Here is a 19,059-nt window from a genome sequence, read left to right on the forward strand (position 1 = left end):
GATCGCTCCGCCGCGGGCCAGATGCGAGGTGCAGGAAGGGAGATGGCCAGAAAGACAGCGACCGAAGGGGGCTCCGCAAGCGGCGCATCCCTGGTGATGAGCGTTTCGTTAAACCTGATCCTGCTGGTCTTTTTCGTTTATATCAACACGATCGGGGTCAACGATGAGGAAAAGATCAAGAAAGCGCTCGGCTCTCTCGTCGGCAGATTCGGGATCCTCCCCGGGGGCGCTCATTTGTCGGAGGGGGACGAAACCCTTCCTCCGGGCCCACCGATCGTCTCCATTGATGAAGCCCCGGTGAACATGATGGAGCATTTCAGAAACCTGATGAAACAAGAACAACTCAGCGATACCGTTATCATCTCGGCGAAGGGCGCCGACGTGATCCTCAATCTTCCCGAGGAGCTCTTATTCCCGCCCGGGAGCGCGGATCTGCGCCCGGGCGTGACGCCGGTTCTGGTCGGTATTGCGGAGATCCTTCAAAGATCAAGCCTTCCGGTGCGGGTCGAAGGTCATACCGACGATGTCCCAATACGAACGGCCCGGTTTCCCTCCAACTGGGAGTTGTCGGCGACGCGCGCGGTCTCGGTGCTGAAAGTCCTTGAGGGACCGGGAGGAATTCCGAAGGAGCGGCTGAGCGCGATGGGTTTCGCGGAACATCGCCCGTTGGTGGAGAACGACTCGCCGGAGAAGAGGGCAAGAAACCGCCGCGTCCATCTTGTCCTGGTGGGGGAGAAGGATGGGCAAAAGAAATAAAGAGGAAGCATCCGGCCCGGATCCCAACGCCTGGATGGTGACCTTCTCGGACTTGCTGAGTCTATTATTGACCTTTTTCGTTCTCTTGTTCGCCATGAAGTCGCTTGACAAGGGAAAGTTGCGAGAGGCGCTGAGCCATTTTTCCGTGGAAGGGATCGCGATCCTCGAGTCCGGCGTGAAGATGCCGTTGGTGAAACCCAACGAGATCGAGCTGGATTTTCCCCTCGCCCATCGTCCTTTATCGCCCGCGGATTTTCGCAGGCTGTTGCAGATAGGAGAGATTGACGCGGACGTTCAGGTCTCCGCCGATAAAAGGGGGCTGGTTCTAACGCTCCCCGGCGCCGTTTTTAATTCCGGTTCGTCCGAATTGAAACCGAAGGCGAAGGCGGTTTTGGATGAAATGTCGGAGATCCTATACGAAATCGACGCCTGGATCTGGGTCGAAGGTCACACCGACGATCTTCCGATCTTCGGCGCGCGTTATCCTTCGAATTGGGATCTGTCGATCGGGAGGGCGGGGGAGGTCGTGAGATATCTGTTGGGCCGCGGGTTGCGTCCCGAGCAATTTTCGCTGACCGGCTATGCCGATACCAGGCCGATTCGGCCCAACGACACTCCGGAGAACAGGACCGCCAACAGAAGGGTTGAATTGATCCTGCACCATTGATGTCGCCGGTGCCTGCGAACGGAAAGGAAAGCGGGAGGACCCGGTTTTAGCTTTTCATGAGGAACGTTCCATGGTGAGGCCGCTGAGGGTGTTGGTTGTTGAAGATTCGGTGGAAGACACCGAGCTGTTGATCGGTGCCTTGCGCCGAGGCAACTATGACCCGACCTATGAACGTGTGGAGACGCCGGAAGCGATGGCGGCGGCGTTGGATCGGCAGAGTTGGGACATTGCTTTCGGCGATTACTCCATGCCGCACTTCAACGGGGTGGCCGCTTTGAACTTGCTGAGAAAAAAGGGGCTGGATATTCCTTTCATTTTCGTCTCCGGAACGATCGGCGAGGACGTCGCGGTGGAGGCGATGAAGAATGGGGCGAACGACTACGTCATGAAAGGAAATTTGAAACGATTGGTCCCCGCCGTCGATCGGGAGTTGCGTGAAGCGGCCGAGCGGCGGGAGCGGAGGTGGGCCGAGGCGGCGCTGCGGCAAAATGAGGACTACTTCCAGTCGCTGATCGAGCATTCGTCGGACATTATCACGGTGATCGATGTGATGGGGGGGATTCTTTACGACAGCCCCTCCGTGGAGCGGGTGCTGGGGTATCGGCAGGGAGCGTTGGTCGGACAGAACATTTTTCAGTGCGTTCATCCGGACGACATCCCCCCTCTGATGGAGGCCGTCAGAAAGGGTTCCCAGGAGCTTGAGAAGGCTTTTTTGGTTGAGTTCCGATTTCGGCACCGGGACGGCTCATGGCGCTTGCTCGAATCGATGGGAAGGGGCCACCGAAACCATTCCGGCGCCGTGATCGGCATTATCAATTCCCGCGATATTACCAGGCGCCGACGGGCGGAAGAAGAGCTACATGCCGCCCAAGCCCATCTGCTTCAGTCGGAGAAGATGGCCTCGCTCGGTCAACTGGCGGCGGGGGTGGCCCACGAGATCAACAATCCGGTCGGCTTCGTCAGCAGCAATCTGAGGACACTCGAGGAGTATATGGCCGAATTGATCCAATTGATTTCAGGTTATGGGTCGCTCCTCGCCGTGATGGAGCGGGGAGAGGGTGACGCCGTTGAAGGCGAGCGGAAGCGGGTTCGATCGCTCGAGAAAGAGGTGAATGTCGGCTTTCTCCTCGAAGACCTCTCCCGGCTGGTCGGGCAGTCCCTCGACGGGATGGAACGGATTCGTCAAATCATCAAGGACCTGAAAGAGTTCTCGCACGTCGACCAGGGGGAGCGGATGCGGATAAACCTCAACCAGGGGATCGAGAGCACCCTGAACATCGTCTGGAACGAGCTGAAGTACAAAGCCGAGGTGATCAAAGAGCTGGGGGAGATTCCGGAGATTCTCTGCTATCCGCAGCAGATCAATCAGGTTTTCATGAACCTGCTGGTGAACGCCGCGCATGCGATCAGCGAGCGGGGAAAGATCTGGATCCGCAGCCGAGTCGAAGGGGATTGGATCGTCATCGAGATCGAGGATACCGGCTGCGGGATTTCGGAAGAACATGTCAAGAAGATCTTCGATCCTTTCTTCACCACCAAGCCGGTGGGAAAGGGGACCGGGCTGGGACTGTCGGTGTCCTATCGGATCGTTCAGAAGCACAACGGAAAGATCGAGGTCGAGAGCACCGTCGGCAAGGGAACCAAATTCCGTCTTCTCCTGCCGATGACAGCGGCTTGAAACGGATGAGGAAATAAAGAGAATCCTCGGAACGGAATGGAATGGATCAACGGCGTATCGAAAAAGCGATTGCGGCGATTGTAAGAGAAATCGGAGTCGATGGCGCAGAGGCGGATCGACGAAGGGATTACTTAAAGCTGGGAGATCGCGATTTGGCGTTGCTGAAGGAGTTTCACGAACAGCAAGCGGGAAAGCAGGTCCTGGCGGATGCCTTTTACGACCACCTCCTCTCTTACGATGAGACACGCGCGCTCCTTCCTGATGCCGATACATTCATGCGCCTCAAGCAGGCATTGGCCTCGTACTTCGACCGACTCACCGCAGGCGATTACGGCGACGCTTACGTTCAAAATCGCCTTCGAATCGGGCTGACCCACCAACGCATCGGCTTGGCCCCGAAGTGGTACTTCGGCACCTACGCGCAGTATCTTTCAGAGCTTCTGCCGAAGGCCCGGCAAGCTTCCGGAGAAGATGTCCCGAAATTCATCGAGACGTATCGCGCCCTGTTGAAGGTCGTCTTCTTCGATATGGGATTGGCGATCGACGCCTACCGGCACGCCGATCAGCAAGCGATCCGCGCCGCCAAGGATCACCTCCAAAACGTCATCTCCAGCGTGCCGCTCGGAATGCTCCTGCTTTCCGGGGATCTACAAATCATTTCAGCGAATCTGGCGTTCCGAGAGATGATGGGAGATCCCGAGAAAGAGTTTCGAGGAAGGTCTCTTTTCGAGGTGTTGCCGACTTCCGATCTGGCGGAATGGGCGACGCAGGTGCTGGGAGGGGGCGTTCATCAATGCCAGACGATCGTCGATGTTAATGATCTCAAGGGCGACCGTCGGCTTCAGATGATCACGATGCGGGGTGTCCGATACACCGAGGGAGACAGGGCGAGACTTCTTCTTGTCGTTGAAGACATTACCGAGCGGCAAAAGGCGGAGCAGGCCGTTCGTGAGAGCAGAGACCTCATGCTCGATTTTCTGGAAAACGCAAACGACCTGATTCAGAGCGTGACCCCGGACGGCCGTTTCCAATATGTCAACCGCGCTTGGCTTGAAGCGCTCGGCTATGAACTGGAAGATCTTCCCCATCTCACCTTATCGGATCTCTTTCATCCCGACAACCAGACCCATTGCGAAGCGCTTTTCGAGCGGATCAAGAAAGGGGAATCGCTCCGAAGCGCGCAGATGGTTTTCGTGACGAAAAGCGGCCGGCCGATCGCCGTGGAGGGAAACATCAACTCTCGGATTGAAAATGGAAAGACGGTCATCACCCGGGCGATCTTCCGAGACGTGACGGAGCGGAAACAAGCGGAAGAGGAGTTGCGGAGCACCGAGGCGTTCCTCAACTCGATCATCGAGAACATTCCGAACATGCTTTTCGTCAAGGAGGTCCGGGAGCTTCGGTTCGTGCGGTTCAACAAGGCGGGGGAAGCGCTGCTCGGCTATCCCCGAGAAGAGCTGATCGGAAAAAACGATTATGACCTCTTCCCGGAAGCGCAGGCCGATTTCTTCACTTCCAAAGACCGGCAGGTGCTTGGCGAGGGGAAACTCCTCGATATTCCGGAGGAGCCGATCCAGACCCGGGACCGGGGGACGCGGATTCTGCATACGCGGAAGATACCGCTCTACGACAAGGAGGGGAGACCGCTTTATCTGCTCGGCATCTCGGAGGACATCACCGAGCGAAAACGGGCGGAGGATGCGCTTCGAGAAAGCAAAGAGCGGTTCCAACTTGCCACCCGCGCCACCAACGACGTCATCTGGGATTGGGATCTGATCACGAATGCCCTTTGGTGGAGCGAGAATTTCGGCCCCCTCCTCGGTTTGCGCCTCGAAGAGATTCCGCCGGGGGCCGATTCTTGGACGGACCGAATTCATCCCGACGACAAGCGGCGAATTCTCTCGGACGTTCATGAAGCGATCGACCGCGGCGGCCAGTTTTGGTCGGGCGAGTACCGCTTCCGGCGCGGCGACGGAACCTATGCAACCGTCCTCGACCGGGGTTATATCATTCGCGATGAAGCCGGCGCGCCGGTCCGAATGATCGGGGCGATGATGGACATTACCGAGCGGAGGCGCGCCGAAGAGAAGCTGCGGCAGAGCGAAGAGCGTTTCAGGCAGGTGGCCGAGAGCATCCGCGAGGTTTTCTGGATGACCTCGACCGACAAGAACGAAATGATCTACGTCAGCCCCGCCTATCAGGAGATCTGGGGAATTTCTCCCAAGAAACTTTATGAGGAGCCGCGCGCGTGGCTCGATACAATTCATCCCGAGGACCGGGCGCGGGTGATCGCGGCGTTTCCGAAGCAGGCGACCGGCGAATACGATTTGCAATATCGGATCATTCGTCCCGACGGATCGATCCGGTGGATACGGGACCGCGCCTTCCCGATTCGCAACGCGGCGGGAGCGGTGTATCGCGTCGCCGGAATTGCGGAAGACATCACCGAGCGCAAACAGGATGAAGAGGCCCTTCAGCGGGCCTATAAAGATCTGAAGGAGACCCAAGCCTACCTCCTCCAGTCGGAGAAGATGGCTTCGCTCGGGCAGATGGCGGCGGGTGTGGCGCACGAGATCAACAATCCGATCGGCTTCGTCAGTAGCAACCTCAGGACCCTGGAGGAGTACATGACCGACCTTCTAAAGTTGGTCGGCGGCTACGAGTCGCTCCTCACCGCGGTGGAGGGGGGAGAATCCGATGCGATTGAAGGGGAGAAGCGGCGGGTCCGATCCCTTTCGAAGCAGGTGAATGTCGGTTTTCTCCTCGAAGACCTCTCCCGGCTGGTCGGGCAGTCCCTCGACGGGATGGAGCGGGTCCGGCGGATCGTACAGGATCTGAAGGAGTTCTCGCACGTCGGCCGGGCGGAGCGGATGCGGATAAACCTCAACCAGGGGATCGAGAGCACCCTGAACATCGTCTGGAACGAGCTGAAGTACAAAGCCGAGGTGATCAAAGAGCTGGGGGAGATTCCGGAGATTCTCTGCTATCCGCAGCAGATCAATCAGGTTTTCATGAACCTGCTGGTGAACGCCGCGCATGCGATCAGCGAGCGGGGAAAGATCTGGATCCGCAGCCGAGTCGAAGGGGATTGGATCGTCATCGAGATCGAGGATACCGGCTGCGGGATTTCGGAAGAACATGTCAAGAAGATCTTCGATCCTTTCTTCACCACCAAGCCGGTGGGAAAGGGGACCGGGCTGGGACTGTCGGTGTCCTATCGGATCGTTCAGAAGCACAACGGAAAGATCGAGGTCGAGAGCACCGTCGGCAAGGGAACCAAATTCCGTCTTCTCCTGCCGATCGATGAATCGGCCTGAGCATCGGGATGAATTTGATGAACCAGCGGGAAAGGTCGGTATGAACCAGCCAAGCGAAGAGGGGTCCGGAGGGGGGGGAAAGCACCTTCTTCTTTTTGTCGATGACGAGGAGAATATTCTCCATGCGCTTCGCCGGCTCTTTCGAAAAGAGCCGTACGAAATTCTCACCGCCGTCAGCGCAAAAGAGGGATTGAGCCTCATCGCGTCCAAACCGGTATCGTTGATCGTCTCCGACCATCGAATGCCGGAGATGGAGGGAACGGAATTTCTCGCAAAGGTCCGTGAGAGAAACCCCGATATCATGCGAATCATGCTGACCGGGTATACCGATATGAAGGCGGCGGTCGAAGCGATCAACCAGAGTCAGGTCTACCGGTATATCTCCAAGCCGTGGAACGACGATGACTTGCGCCTGACGGTCCGAGAGGCGCTCCGTCACTATGATCTGGTCCAATCAAACCGGAATCTGAACGAATTGGTCAAGGAGCAGAACAAAGAGCTCTACGACATCAACCGGAGCCTTGAATCGAAGGTCCGGGAGCGGACCAAAGCGTTAGAGATGAAGAATCTGGAATTGGAAGCCGGCTTTCAGGACATGCTCGAGCTGTTTATGGGTTTGATGGAGATGAAAAACCCGGCGCTGGTCGGACATGCGCGACGGGCGGCCGTTTTGTCCAAAGCGATTGCCGCGCATCTTTCCCTTCCGGAAGAGGAGCAACGGATCTGCGAGGCGGCCGCGTTGCTAATGGACAGCGGCATCCTCGGTTATCCCGACTCCCTCGCGAAAAAGAAAATAGAGGAAATGGATGCCGTCGAGCAAGCGCTCTGGCAAAAGCATCCCCTTCTGGGACAGGCGACGCTCAAGCGGATTAAGCGTTTGGAGCCGGTCGGACAGATCATCCGGTCTCATCATGAACATTACGACGGCAGTGGATTCCCGGACCGCTTGAAAGGGGAGAGGATTCCCCTGCCGTCGCAAATTGTGGCGGTGTCCGACACCTTCGATCTTTTATTGAATCCTCCGGAGGCGACCGGACGCGCCTCCGTTTCGGAAGCGCTGAAAGCCTTGGAGAAAGAGCGGGGCAGACGGTTTGATCCGGCCGTGGTTCATGTTGTCGGCGAAATTATCGAAAAGGTCCAAGAGACGATTTCGTCGGATGAAGTTAAAGTATCGCTTGAAGAGTTGAAAGAGGGGATGACCCTGGCGCGGGATCTGAAAACGGCAGGCGGGATTCTATTGCTCCCCGCGCAGAGCCGCCTTCAGACGGCGCATTTAGAGAAAATACAGAACTTTCATCGGATCGATCCGATCATCGGCCAAATCACCATTTACAGGAATGTTAAAGATTTTAACTCTTCCGGCCGATGAGAAGAGGGGGAGAGAAACGAGCCACTGATTTGGGGGTTCCTCATGGATGAGCAGGAGAGCATCTTAAGAGAGTTTTTAGTGGAGTGCGCGGAAGGGATCGAGCGGCTCGATCAGGAGTTCGTCGCCTTGGAAAAAGAGCCGACGAACGGAGCCCTTCTGGCAAGCATCTTCCGGACCATTCATACCATCAAGGGAACCTGCGGGTTTCTGGGGTTGCCCAAGCTTGAGAATGTGGCGCACGGCGCCGAGAACATCCTGGTCCGGATGCGGGATAAGAAAATGATCGTCACCCCGGATGGGATCGACCTCCTGCTGGAGGCGGTCGATGCGATCAAAGAGATACTGGCCCACATCGGTTCGACCTTACAGGAGCCGGATCGGAGTTATGATGCGATACGCCAGAAGCTGGATGCCTTTCTGGTCGGAAATCCGGGCGTCGCCGCGGAACTCGCTCCACCCCAGGAGGGGGGAAAAGAAGCCTCTTCCTCTTCCAAGTCTCTTTCCGCGGCCGACTCAACGATCCGGGTCGACGTCGGGCTTCTCGATAAATTGATGAACCTCGTGAGTGAATTGGTCTTGGTTCGAAATCAGCTTCTTCAGCGAGTGCGGGAGCGGGACAATGCGGTCGACGCCGGGATCGCCCAGCGGATGAATCTGATCACGACCCAGCTCCAGGAGAGCGTCACCCGCACCCGGATGCAGCCGATTCGAAACGTCTGGAACCAGTTTCCGCGGGTCATCCGGGATTTGGCGCACGCCAATGGGAAAGAGGTGGAGCTGGTGATGGAAGGGGCCGAGACGGAGCTCGATAAAACCCTTCTGGAGGCGATTAAAGATCCCCTGACCCATATCGTCCGGAATGCAATCGATCACGGCATCGAGACCTCGGAGATCCGGAGAGCGCGCGGGAAAAATCCGAAGGGAACCCTTTTCTTAAAGGCGTATCACGAGGGGGGGCAGATCAACATCGAGATACGCGACGACGGCGGCGGGATCGACGGAGAGAAGGTCAAACGGAAGGCGATCGACAAGGGGCTGATCACGGCCGAGGCGGCGGCCGGCCTCTCCGTATCGGAAACGCTGAACCTGATTTTTCTTCCGGGGCTTTCCACCGCCGACAAGGTGACGAATGTTTCCGGGCGCGGCGTGGGAATGGACGTGGTCCGCAACAATATCGAAAAGATCAGCGGCGCCATCGAAATCGAGAGCCGGCTCGAGCAGGGAACGCTGCTGAAGCTGAGAATTCCGCTTACCCTCGCGATTATCCCCGCCCTGATGATCCGGTGCGGCCGGGAACTGTTTGCCATTCCCCAGGCGAATCTGATCGAGCTGGTCCGAGTCGATGTCGAGGCCGGCGAGCGGATTGAGATGATCCACGGCGCGGAGTTCTACCGGCTTCGCGGCGAACTTCTTCCGCTCATCCGTCTCGGTCGCGTCCTTCGATCGCAAAAGAGGCCGGCGGAGGAGAATGCCGGAGGAAGCGCCGGGACCGAGGAGACGAACGTGATCGTTTTGGGGGCGGGGGGACAATCGTTCGGGCTGGTGGTCGATGAAGTGAGCGATCGGGAAGAAATTGTCGTCAAGCCGCTCAGCCGCCACCTGAAAGGGCTGAACGTCTTTGCAGGCGCCACGATCCTCGGCGACGGAACCGTGGCGCTGATTCTGGATGCGTCGGGTATCGCCGAAGCGGGGGGGCTCCACCAACTGTCCCGCTCCGAACTCAAAGCAGAAGAAAAGGTCGAGACGGTCGAGCAGGCGACGCAGGAAACCCTTTTGCTTTTTTCTCTCTCCGGACAGGATCGATACGCCATTCCATTGGAGTTGGTGACCCGGTTGGAAGAATTTAAAACGTCGACGATCGAACAGGCCGCCGGACGGGAGGTGGTTCAATATCGGGGGGATCTGTTGCCGCTGATCCGCCTCGATCGGGTGATCGGGAACGGCTCGACCGGAGCGGGGGAGACCCTTCCGGCGATCCTCTTTTCCAGAAACAAAAAGAGCGTCGGCCTGGTGGTCGGTCAGATTTTGGATACGGTTCAGGAAGAGATCATTCTTCATCCGGCGCCGGCCGGAAAGATCGGCGTTCGCGGATCGCTGGTCATTCAAGGCCTCACCACCGATCTTCTCGACATGGAACAGATCATCGAGAGTGTGGCGCCGGGATGGTTGGAGAAGGAAGCGCATGTCTGATGGGGATCGGCCGGCGCCGCCATAGAGAAGGGAGAGCGCAATGTCCGAAGAACAATTTGATACCGGTTCGGAAGCATTCCGCCGCATCGGGCCGCGGCGAACGGTAAAAGCGGGACCGCCGGAGGGCGTCGAGCGCCGGGCCGCCAAGGCCGACCGGCGCCACGACCAAAACCGGATGTATGCCACCTTTTTTATCGAAGACCATTTCTTTGGGGTCGAGGTGGAGCGGGTCCAAGAAATTTTTGCGAGCCAGGAGATCACCCCGGTCCCCCTGGCGCCGCCGGTCATTGCCGGACTGATCAACCTTCGCGGTGAGATTGTGACGGCGCTGGAATTGCGAAACCGCCTCGGTTTTCCTCCGCGTCCGGCCGGAATGGAAGCGATGAGTGTCGTCATTCGGACGGCGGAGGGGGCGGTCAATCTCCTGGTCGATCAGATCGGCGATGTGATCGAGGTAACGCCGGCCCTCTTCGAGCCCCCTCCGGAGACGGTCGATCCGCAACTCGCTTCGGTGCTCGGCGGCGTCTATAAGCTCGACGACCGGATTTTTCTAGCCCTAAATACCGAGGAGGTCATCAAAGGGGTGGGCGCATCAACCAAGGAAATTCTGTCTAAGCAATCAACAGGAGCATAAACCGCAGCATCATGAACCGAATAGGAGGAAACATCATGGAGTGGATTCAGCCTTTAACAAAGAACAAAGTATCGGAACGGAAACGGCAAGGGGCGAAAGTGACTTGGGGGCTGTTCCTCTTCATTTCGTTGTGGATCACCGGGATCTTCTTTGTGAAAACCGCCTCCGCCGCCCAAATCGGAGAGTCCAACCTCTCCGTTTTCGGTTATCTGTCGCAGGCGTATGCCAATTCCAGCGGCGGCCAGGTCTTGGGGATTCCGGGGGATGGGACCACCGATTACCGGACGGCGGCGCTCCTCTTCCGCTACAGAATGAGCCATCAGGGGACCTTTGTTCTCCAACTCTTCCATGAACGGTTGGGGGAGAGTCCGGTCCAAGAAGATCACTCGGTGGAGATGGATTGGATTTTTTACCAGCACCAACTGCTCGATTCGCTGAGCATCAAGGTCGGTAAGATCCCCCTTCCGAATGGGATTTATAACGAAATACGGGATGTCGGGACGATTCTCCCTTTCTATCGTCCCCCTTCTCAGTTTTACGGCGAAGGGTCCTTTTCAAGCGAGGCGATCGACGGTGTGGTGTTTTCCCATTCGATCGGGATCGGAAATGGATGGGAACTCCAGACCGATGTTTACGGCGGGGAGTGGGATTTTGTTTATGTGGTCGATGGGGTGGTCACCCCCGCCCGCTCGAAGTCGGCCTTCGGGGGAGAGATTTGGCTTCAAACCCCGGTCGAAGGCCTCCGGTTCGGCATCGGCGGATACCGCTCGACCGACCATGACGTGCCGGTCGCCGCCCCCGGCGAGAAGCAGTACCAAAAAGATATACATGCCTCGTTGGACGCTGATTTCGAGCAGTTTCTTTTCCAAGCGGAGTATCGCCGAAGCGAGTCGAAGAACCACACGTTCACCGACTATTACGGGTTGGCCGGAATCAAGCTGTTCGGGAAACTCGGTCTCCATGTTCTGGCCGAGGTCGCCACCCTGGATTTGCCCACCCTGGTCATCCCCGGGTTCGACCTCAACGATATCAAATTACATAGAGACTATGCCGTCGGCCTGAACTATAAGTTTGGGTCCGACGTGGTCCTGAAAGTAGAAGGGCATCAGTTGAAGACCTTAAACAGCGAGGATCCGGTGGTTCCCATTTTTATGGATCCGATCAAGGTGAAATACTACATCGTCAGCCTTTCAACCAGCTTTTAGAGAGAGGGAGGCCGCAAGATGAAAAAAGTATTTTTTCTGATCCTGCTTTTCTGGGCTCCATTGATTGCCACATTTATTGAAGCGGGCAGCGCGTCGGTCAAAATCATTGTCCATCCGTCGAATCCCGTTTCAATGTTAAAAAAAACGCAAGTCTCCAATTTCTTTTTGAAGAAAAACACTTCCTGGGAGAGCGGCCGTAAAGTCCTGCCGGTCGATCAGAGCGAATCGTCCCCGGCGAGAATCAGGTTTACGGAAGAGATTCACGGCAAGGAGATCCATTCCGTGATCAGCTACTGGCAAAAGCAGATCTTTTCCGGACGCGGTGTGCCGCCGGTCGAGAAGAACTCCGACCGTGAGGTCATCTCCTATGTCCTGGAGAACCCGGATGCGATCGGTTATGTCTCCGAAGGGACGTCCGTCGGCGACGGGGTGAAGGTCTTGAAGGTGCTCGATTAATGTCGAGAAAGGAGGGGTTGTGTTTCGTCATCTGAAGTTTACCCACAAGATCGTTCTCATGCCGTCGTTGGCGACGGCGGCGTTTCTCCTCATTTTGTTCTTTACCCAGCTTGGCCGCAACGCCGATGAGGATCTGATGACGCAGATTGAGAACGAATACTTCCCGGCGTTGGAGTTGAGCCGCGACCTTGAGACGGTTCTTGCGAACATTCAGCGGAATCTGCAAGACGCGGTCGCCGCCGATGAGATGGAGATGGTAGAAAAAGCCGACGCCCTTCGCGATACTTTTTTGAACCGACTCCGGGGTGGAAAAGAGGGTATCCGCTCCGCCGCGGAAGCGTTTGCGGGGCTGGAGCAGGGATTCACCGGATATTACATTCTCGCCCGGGACGCGTCGATTAGGATGCTCCGTAAGGAGAAAGGAGAGAATCTCGTCCAAGTCCTGGAGCAGATGCAGGGATCGTATAAAGAGGTGAACGGGCAATTGGAGGCATTGACGGCGAAGTGGAAAAAGGAGATGAGGGAAGCGTTTGAGAAGGCGCGGGCAAATCAGAAACAGGCGGCCCGTTCCTTCGCCTTCATCTTTTTGGTCGTTTTCGTATGTATTTTTCTGCTCGGCGTGTTGTCGTTCGTCGTCATCCGCTCCGTGAAAAATCAGGTCTCGCAGGCGCTGAAGGTAACCGATCGAATCGCCCAGGGGGATCTGACCGGGCGGGTCAAGGTGGAGGTTCACGACGAAATCGGCCAGATCGGAGAGGCCCTCAACCGGGCGATTGACCGGATGGGGGAGACGGTGAAAGCCATTTCGGTCAGCTCGGATGTTCTCTCGCAATCCTCCGACAATATCGTTTCGGTCAGCCAGCAGATGAGCGGGAACGCCGAGGAGACGGCGACCCAAGCCAATGTGGTTTCGGCCACGGCGGAAGAGGTCAGCCGGAGTCTGCAGTCGATTTCCTCCTCCGTCGAAGAGATGAACAGCAGCATCAAAGAGATCTCTCAAAATGCGCGTGAGGCGGCCGAGGTCGGAACCCAGGCGGTCAATCTCGCCGAGGAGACCTACGGCACGATCGGAAAGTTGGGGGAGAGCAGCACCCAGATCGGGGATGTGATCAAAGTGATCACCGCCATCGCCCAGCAGACGAACCTCCTCTCCCTCAACGCGGCGATCGAGGCGGCCCGCGCCGGAGAGGCGGGGAAAGGTTTCGTCGTGGTCGCGAACGAGGTCAAGGACCTTGCCAGGAAGACCGGCAAGGCGACCGAAGAGATCGGCCAGAAGATCGAATCGATTCAGACCGATACCAAAGAGGCCGTGACGGCCATCAATCAGATCAGAGCCATCATCAGTCAAATGAACGGCATTCAAACTTCCATCGCGGGCTCGGTGGAGCAGCAGACCGTCACGACGACCGGGATCAGCCAGAGCGTGTCGGAAGCGGCGAAAGGAAGCGCCGAGATCGCGCAGAACACGGTCGGTATGGCGAACACGGCCAAAGGGACGTCGGAGGGAGCCGGCGGCACCCGAAAAGCGGCCGAAGATCTGGCGAGAATGGCGACCCAGCTCAAACAGATCATCGGACGGTTTCAATATGAGTAAGCACCGAGAGAGTAGATCCTTCTCGGGAAGAATGGAATGGCTCGACAACAAGGTCGATCGATGAAAACATGGACGAATGGATCGATTTCAAAAAAATTATATGTGGTGATCCTGATTTACTGTTCCATCATCGTCACGGCTTCTCTTCTCAGTTATTTCGGGATGGGCATCCTTTCGGGGGTTCGTGCTTATGTCGGCGCGGAGGGGGTCTGGTCGAGACATCAAAAAGAGGGGGCTTATTATCTTGCCCGATACGCGACCACACGGGAGGAGGTCCATTATCAGGCCTATTTGAACGCCATCGAGGTGATGCTTTCAGATAAGAAGGTGAGATTGGAACTGGAGAAACCGAATCCCGACTGGGCGCTTGCTCGTCAAGGATTCATCGGGGGAAAAGTCCACCCGGACGATATCGACATCATGATCTTCTTATTCAGACAATTTCGTCAGCTGGACTATATCGCTAAAGCAATCGAGATTTGGGCCGAGGGGGACCGTCTCATCTCCGATCTCCAAGTGTTGGGAGAGGCACTGCATCGAGAGGTTTCTTCCGGAGGAGTCGCCTCTGCCAGGGTCGACATGATAATGAAAGATCTGGATGCTCTCAATAGAGAGTTGACGAATTTGGAACAGGCATTTTCCGCGACCTTAGGCGAAGCTTCCCGATGGGTGAAAGGGTTGCTCCTAAAAGTGATATTGGGGGTGTCATTCACCTTTTTGGCGGGGGGGCTGGCGATTTCTCTCTCGCTTTCTCGCTCGATTATCGAAAAGTTAAAGCGCGTTTCAGAGATTGCCGCCCGGGTCGCCTCCGGGGATCTGACCCTTCGAAGCGAAGTCGGTCAATTGGATGAGATCGGACGTTTCGCCCAAACGTTCAACACGATGACGCAAAATCTCCGGGAAATGATTCTCCAGATCCGCGAAAAGGCGGCACAGGTGTCAGCCGCATCTGAAGAGATGTCGGCTTCAGGCCAGCAGATGGGATCGAACTCCGACCAGACGGAGAAATTGGCGAGCACCGTCTCCTCGGCGAGCGAGCAGACCAGCCGCAACGTGCAGGCGGTTGCCACCGCGGCGGAAGAGATGACCGCCACATTAAAAGAGATCTCCCAAAATGTAATGAAGGCGACCCAGATTACGTCCGAGGCGGTGCAGATGGCACAGGGGACCAATCGGACAATCAGCAAGCTCGGGGAGAGCAGCGCGGAGATCGGGAAAGTCATCAAAGTAATCACATCGATTGCCGAGCAGACGAACTTATTGGCGTTGAACGCGGCGATCGAAGCGGCGCGTGCGGGAGAAGCGGGGAAAGGCTTTGCGGTAGTGGCCAACGAAGTCAAAGATCTGGCGAAGAAGACGGCCAAAGCGACGGAGGAGATCGGGCAGAAGATCGGGGTGATCCAGACCGACACGAAAGAGGCGGTCTCCGCGATCGGAGAGATCACCGGGATCATCACCCAGATCAACGAGATCGCCACCACGATCGCGGGAGCGATCGAAGAGCAGACGGCGACGACCAACGAGATCAGCCGCTCGGTGACGGAGGCGGCGCAAGGGACGGGAGAGGTCACCGAGAGCATCGATGGGGTGGTCTTCGCGGCGAAGGGGACGGCGGAAAGGGCGACCGCTATCCTGGACGCCTCTCAAAGGCTTGCCAAAATGAGCAGCGACCTCATGTCGCTGGTCGGCAAATTCCAAGCGGATCCAACAGGGGAGAGAGGGCGAGGCGATCGGTCTCATTTTGGATCCATCCTGTGGAAGGACCCGGAACCGGTCGAGAACCGTTGATAAAGGCAAGAGAGCACCTGGAGCCGGCAGACGAACAATGAAGATCCTGTTTACGGAAGACGACAAGGACATCGGTTGTGTTGTCCATTTGGAGGGTGAGGGGAGAAGGGGATGACACCAGAAGAGAAAGTTTCGGTTCAGGTCGAAAAAATTCAGCAAAGGGCCTTGCCCCATTTCTGTGAGCAATTGAATAAAAATTATCGGGAGATCGATCGCCTTTTCGGGATGCTGATGATCTTTCAGTGGTTTGTGGGGCTTGTGTTTGCCGTTTTTGTTTTTCCCAATCAGTGGCCGAAAGAAACCCTTCAGGGGCAGCATCCGTTGCTGCTGGCTCTCTTTTTAGGGGGGATTCTCACTGGGTTTCCCGTCTTTTTGGCTTTTACCAAGCCGGGCGCTCTGTTGACACGCCATGTCATCGCGGTATCGCAGATGCTCATGGGGGCGTTGCTGATCCATCTCTCCGGGGGGAGAATCGAGACGCATTTTCATGTCTTCGGCTCTCTTGCTTTTATTGCTTTTTATCGGGACTGGTCGCTCCTTCTCTCCGGAACGGCGATCGTTGCGGCCGATCACCTGATCCGGGGGATGTTTTTCCCCCAGTCTGTGTTCGGGATGCACGATGCAAGTCAATGGCGTTGGCTGGAACACGCGGCCTGGGTGGTCTTTGAAGATGTGATCCTCGTGATGTCCTGTTTTCGCGGTCAACAGGAGATGCGGCTGGTCGCGGAAAGGCAGGCCGAGTTGGAGGAGATCATGGAGAATGTTCGGGGAGAGGTGTTGGGCCGCATGGTGGACCTGAACAAACAGTCGGAGGAGTTGGCGGCTTCGAGTCAGCAGATGGGATCGAACTCCGAGCAGACGGAGAAATTAGCGAGCACGGTCTCCTCGGCGAGCGAGCAGACCAGCCGCAACGTGCAGGCCGTCGCCACCGCGACAGAAGAAATGACGGCGACATTAAAAGAGATCTCCCAAAACGTGGTGAAAGCGACCCAGATTACGTCCGAGGCGGTGCAGGTGGCGCGGGAGACCAACCAGACGATCAGCAAGCTCGGGGAGAGCAGCGCGGAGATCGGGAAAGTCATCAAAGTGATCACATCGATTGCCGAGCAGACGAACTTATTGGCGTTGAACGCGGCGATCGAAGCGGCGCGGGCGGGAGAAGCGGGGAAAGGCTTTGCGGTAGTGGCTAACGAAGTCAAAGATCTGGCGAAGAAGACGGCGAGAGCGACGGAGGAGATCGGGCAGAAGATCGGGGTGATCCAGACCGACACGAAAGAGGCGGTCTCCGCGATTGGAGAGATCACCGGGATCATCACCCAGATCAACGAGATCGCCACCACGATCGCGGGAGCGATCGAAGAGCAGACGGCGACGACCCACGAGATCGGCCGCTCGGTGATGGAGGCGGCCCGTGGGACCGGAGAGGTCACCGAGAGCATCGATGGGGTGGTGATTGCCGCGAAGGGAACCGCCGAAGGGGCAACCACCATTTTAGACGCCTCTCAAAGGCTTGCCAAAATGAGCAGCGACCTCATGTCGCTGGTCGGCAAATTCCAAATGAAGCGAGAAGAGGCTCATCCGGAAATGGATCGGATGGGGAATCGCCCTCGTTCGCCGTCGGTGATACGGCGGACCGAAGCCGTTTTATCGCGGTCGGAAAGGAAGGCCGAGTCCCTTCAAGGGTAAAGGTCGAGATTCGGAGCGAATGATGAATAGAACAGTGAATAGGATCTTGGAATGAAGTTCAAGGTCACGATCCAAGAGCAGCTTTTGGGGCTCGGATTCCTCGGTTTGTTGCTGGCGCTTGTGATCGGAGGGTTCGGTTTCTGGGGAATCACGCGGGTGACCGAGGCGATGAACCGGATGGAGGTGAGCGCGATCGCGTTGCGCTACCACTTGACCGCCGACAGGGTGCGCGACGCGTTAAGGGCCGATGTCGAATCGGCGGCGATTGCGGCCGAGGCCGCAAACTCCGAGAAGAAGAAGGAGATCTTGGAAGAACTCTCCGGTCATGCGTCCCTCTTCCGAGAGCGGCTTAAGAACATCGAGGCGCTTCCCCTCCAAGGAGAGATTAAAGGGGAAATTCTGGAAATTCATCCCGGCCTGGACGCCTACATCAATAACGCGGAAGAGCTGGCAAGAATGATCCTCGACGGCCAACTCGTCGCGGCGGCTCCAATGGAGGAATTTGTCGCCGACTCCAAGAAATGGGAGGAGGAGATGCGGCGTTTAAGCGATCTGATCGAGCAGGACATGAGGCAGTCCCAAACGGAAGCGGGCGGGGCGAATCGGATCTCCCGGGTCATGATTATCGGCATCTCCCTCCTGGGATTCTTGATCTTATCGGTTATTTCTCTGAAGAACGCCTCCTCGATTTCCCGGGCCCTCAAGCAGGTCTCGACGGTGGCGACGGAGGTGTCGGCAGGGAATCTCACCGTCCGGAACGAAGTGAACCGCGGGGATGAGATCGGTCACCTTGCAGGAACATTCAACCGCATGGCCGAGCATCTCCGAGAATTGGTCTTTAAAATCCAAAGCGGTTCTCGGCAGATCGCCTCGACGTCGGAGGATTTGTTTGCCTCGAGTCAGCGGTTGAGCTCCAACTCTGAGGAGACCAAGCGGTTGGCGAGCACCGTCTCCTCGGCGAGCGAGCAGACCAGCCGTAACGTGCAGGCCGTCGCCACCGCGACAGAAGAAATGACGGCGACATTAAAAGAGATCTCCCAAAACGTGGTGAAAGCGACCCAGATTACGTCCGAGGCGGTGCAGGTGGCGCGGGAGACCAACCAGACGATCAGCAAGCTCGGGGAGAGCAGCGCGGAGATCGGGAAAGTCATCAAAGTGATCACATCGATTGCCGAGCAGACGAACTTATTGGCGTTGAACGCGGCGATCGAAGCGGCGCGTGCGGGAGAAGCGGGGAAAGGCTTTGCGGTGGTGGCCAACGAAGTCAAAGATCTGGCGAAGAAGACGGCCAAAGCGACCGAGGAGATCGGGCAGAAGATCGGAGTCATTCAGACCGACACGAAAGAGGCGGTCTCCGCGATTGGAGAGATCACCGGGATCATCACCCAGATCAACGAGATCGCCACCACGATCGCGGGAGCGATCGAAGAGCAGACGGCGACGACCAATGAGATCAGCCGCTCGGTGATGGAGGCGGCCCGGGGGACCGGAGAGGTCACCGAGAGCACCGAAGGGGTGGTCTCCGCAGCAAGGGGGACAACGGAAGGGGCGGAGAGTGTTTTGGTCGCCTCTCAAAAGTTGGCGGAGATGGGGGCCGATTTGATGGTCCTCGTCAGCAAGTTTCAAATTCATCCGGAGCAGAGGCGAAAACAAGAAAAGGCGCCGGCGTCCGGATCTCGGGTCAAGGGCACTGAACAGCCGACGGGGATCTGAAGGAGA

General features: G+C 57.1%; 13 protein-coding genes. All 13 read left to right on the forward strand.

The genetic code is table 11. The annotated features are described in order from the left end of the window. Nucleotides 1–42 precede the first annotated feature (42 nt). The 13 genes from MNODULE_RS20280 (at nucleotide 43) to MNODULE_RS20340 (ending at nucleotide 19,053) form a co-directional block, all read left to right on the forward strand. Nucleotides 43–756, forward strand: coding sequence for an OmpA/MotB family protein (locus MNODULE_RS20280; RefSeq protein ID WP_168063010.1), 714 nt, complete (start codon nucleotides 43–45; stop codon nucleotides 754–756). Continuing rightward, complete coding sequence (locus MNODULE_RS20285) at nucleotides 740–1,423, forward strand: OmpA/MotB family protein (RefSeq protein ID WP_168063011.1); 684 nt, start codon at nucleotides 740–742, stop codon at nucleotides 1,421–1,423. The genes MNODULE_RS20280 and MNODULE_RS20285 overlap by 17 nt, the downstream gene beginning before the upstream one ends. 70 nt (nucleotides 1,424–1,493) lie before the next feature. After that, nucleotides 1,494–3,101 carry a hybrid sensor histidine kinase/response regulator gene (locus MNODULE_RS25150; protein WP_168063012.1) on the forward strand — a complete coding sequence of 536 codons (1,608 nt, stop codon included), beginning with the start codon at nucleotides 1,494–1,496 and terminating at the stop codon, nucleotides 3,099–3,101. Nucleotides 3,102–3,142: 41 nt separating this feature from the next. Beyond that, a complete protein-coding gene (locus MNODULE_RS20295; protein WP_168063013.1) occupies nucleotides 3,143–6,418 on the forward strand; it encodes a PAS domain S-box protein in 3,276 nt (1,091 codons plus the stop codon). Nucleotides 6,419–6,458: 40 nt separating this feature from the next. After that, nucleotides 6,459–7,787: a response regulator c-di-GMP phosphodiesterase, NosR family gene (nosR, locus tag MNODULE_RS20300; RefSeq protein ID WP_168063014.1), complete on the forward strand. Its 1,329-nt coding sequence runs from the start codon at nucleotides 6,459–6,461 to the stop codon at nucleotides 7,785–7,787. Between the two features lie 42 nt (nucleotides 7,788–7,829). Further along, nucleotides 7,830–9,977, forward strand: coding sequence for a chemotaxis protein CheW (locus tag MNODULE_RS20305; protein WP_168063015.1), 2,148 nt, complete (start codon nucleotides 7,830–7,832; stop codon nucleotides 9,975–9,977). A gap of 40 nt (nucleotides 9,978–10,017) precedes the next feature. After that, the gene (locus tag MNODULE_RS20310; protein ID WP_202882289.1) at nucleotides 10,018–10,611 is read left to right on the forward strand and encodes a chemotaxis protein CheW; all 594 of its coding nucleotides are present in this window, start codon (nucleotides 10,018–10,020) and stop codon (nucleotides 10,609–10,611) included. 35 nt (nucleotides 10,612–10,646) lie between these two features. Further along, a complete protein-coding gene (locus MNODULE_RS20315; RefSeq protein WP_168063016.1) occupies nucleotides 10,647–11,816 on the forward strand; it encodes a hypothetical protein in 1,170 nt (389 codons plus the stop codon). Nucleotides 11,817–11,834: 18 nt separating this feature from the next. Beyond that, on the forward strand, nucleotides 11,835–12,272 hold the full coding sequence (locus tag MNODULE_RS20320; protein ID WP_168063017.1) for a type 2 periplasmic-binding domain-containing protein: 438 nt from the start codon (nucleotides 11,835–11,837) through the stop codon (nucleotides 12,270–12,272). Nucleotides 12,273–12,291: 19 nt separating this feature from the next. After that, nucleotides 12,292–13,866 carry a methyl-accepting chemotaxis protein gene (locus tag MNODULE_RS25155; RefSeq protein ID WP_168063018.1) on the forward strand — a complete coding sequence of 525 codons (1,575 nt, stop codon included), beginning with the start codon at nucleotides 12,292–12,294 and terminating at the stop codon, nucleotides 13,864–13,866. 36 nt (nucleotides 13,867–13,902) lie between these two features. Continuing rightward, nucleotides 13,903–15,654, forward strand: coding sequence for a methyl-accepting chemotaxis protein (locus tag MNODULE_RS20330; protein WP_168063019.1), 1,752 nt, complete (start codon nucleotides 13,903–13,905; stop codon nucleotides 15,652–15,654). Nucleotides 15,655–15,765: 111 nt separating this feature from the next. Further along, nucleotides 15,766–17,340 (forward strand): methyl-accepting chemotaxis protein, encoded by a 1,575-nt coding sequence (locus MNODULE_RS20335; RefSeq protein ID WP_168063020.1) that lies wholly within the window; start codon nucleotides 15,766–15,768, stop codon nucleotides 17,338–17,340. 51 nt (nucleotides 17,341–17,391) lie between these two features. Continuing rightward, nucleotides 17,392–19,053: a methyl-accepting chemotaxis protein gene (locus MNODULE_RS20340; RefSeq protein WP_168063021.1), complete on the forward strand. Its 1,662-nt coding sequence runs from the start codon at nucleotides 17,392–17,394 to the stop codon at nucleotides 19,051–19,053. Nucleotides 19,054–19,059 lie beyond the last annotated feature (6 nt).

This window comes from Candidatus Manganitrophus noduliformans, assembly GCF_012184425.1.
GTDB lineage: Bacteria > Nitrospirota > Nitrospiria > SBBL01 > Manganitrophaceae > Manganitrophus > Manganitrophus noduliformans.

Coding starts and splice junctions, on each gene's coding strand:
- MNODULE_RS20280 (WP_168063010.1), top strand. CDS start 43: ATGGCCAGAAAGACAGCGACCGAAGGGGGCTCCGCAAGCGGCGCATCC.
- MNODULE_RS25150 (WP_168063012.1), top strand. CDS start 1,494: ATGGTGAGGCCGCTGAGGGTGTTGGTTGTTGAAGATTCGGTGGAAGAC.
- MNODULE_RS20340 (WP_168063021.1), top strand. CDS start 17,392: ATGAAGTTCAAGGTCACGATCCAAGAGCAGCTTTTGGGGCTCGGATTC.
- MNODULE_RS20295 (WP_168063013.1), top strand. CDS start 3,143: ATGGATCAACGGCGTATCGAAAAAGCGATTGCGGCGATTGTAAGAGAA.
- MNODULE_RS20330 (WP_168063019.1), top strand. CDS start 13,903: ATGGCTCGACAACAAGGTCGATCGATGAAAACATGGACGAATGGATCG.
- MNODULE_RS20320 (WP_168063017.1), top strand. CDS start 11,835: ATGAAAAAAGTATTTTTTCTGATCCTGCTTTTCTGGGCTCCATTGATT.
- MNODULE_RS20315 (WP_168063016.1), top strand. CDS start 10,647: ATGGAGTGGATTCAGCCTTTAACAAAGAACAAAGTATCGGAACGGAAA.
- MNODULE_RS20335 (WP_168063020.1), top strand. CDS start 15,766: ATGACACCAGAAGAGAAAGTTTCGGTTCAGGTCGAAAAAATTCAGCAA.
- MNODULE_RS20285 (WP_168063011.1), top strand. CDS start 740: ATGGGCAAAAGAAATAAAGAGGAAGCATCCGGCCCGGATCCCAACGCC.
- MNODULE_RS20310 (WP_202882289.1), top strand. CDS start 10,018: ATGTCCGAAGAACAATTTGATACCGGTTCGGAAGCATTCCGCCGCATC.
- MNODULE_RS20305 (WP_168063015.1), top strand. CDS start 7,830: ATGGATGAGCAGGAGAGCATCTTAAGAGAGTTTTTAGTGGAGTGCGCG.
- nosR (WP_168063014.1), top strand. CDS start 6,459: ATGAACCAGCCAAGCGAAGAGGGGTCCGGAGGGGGGGGAAAGCACCTT.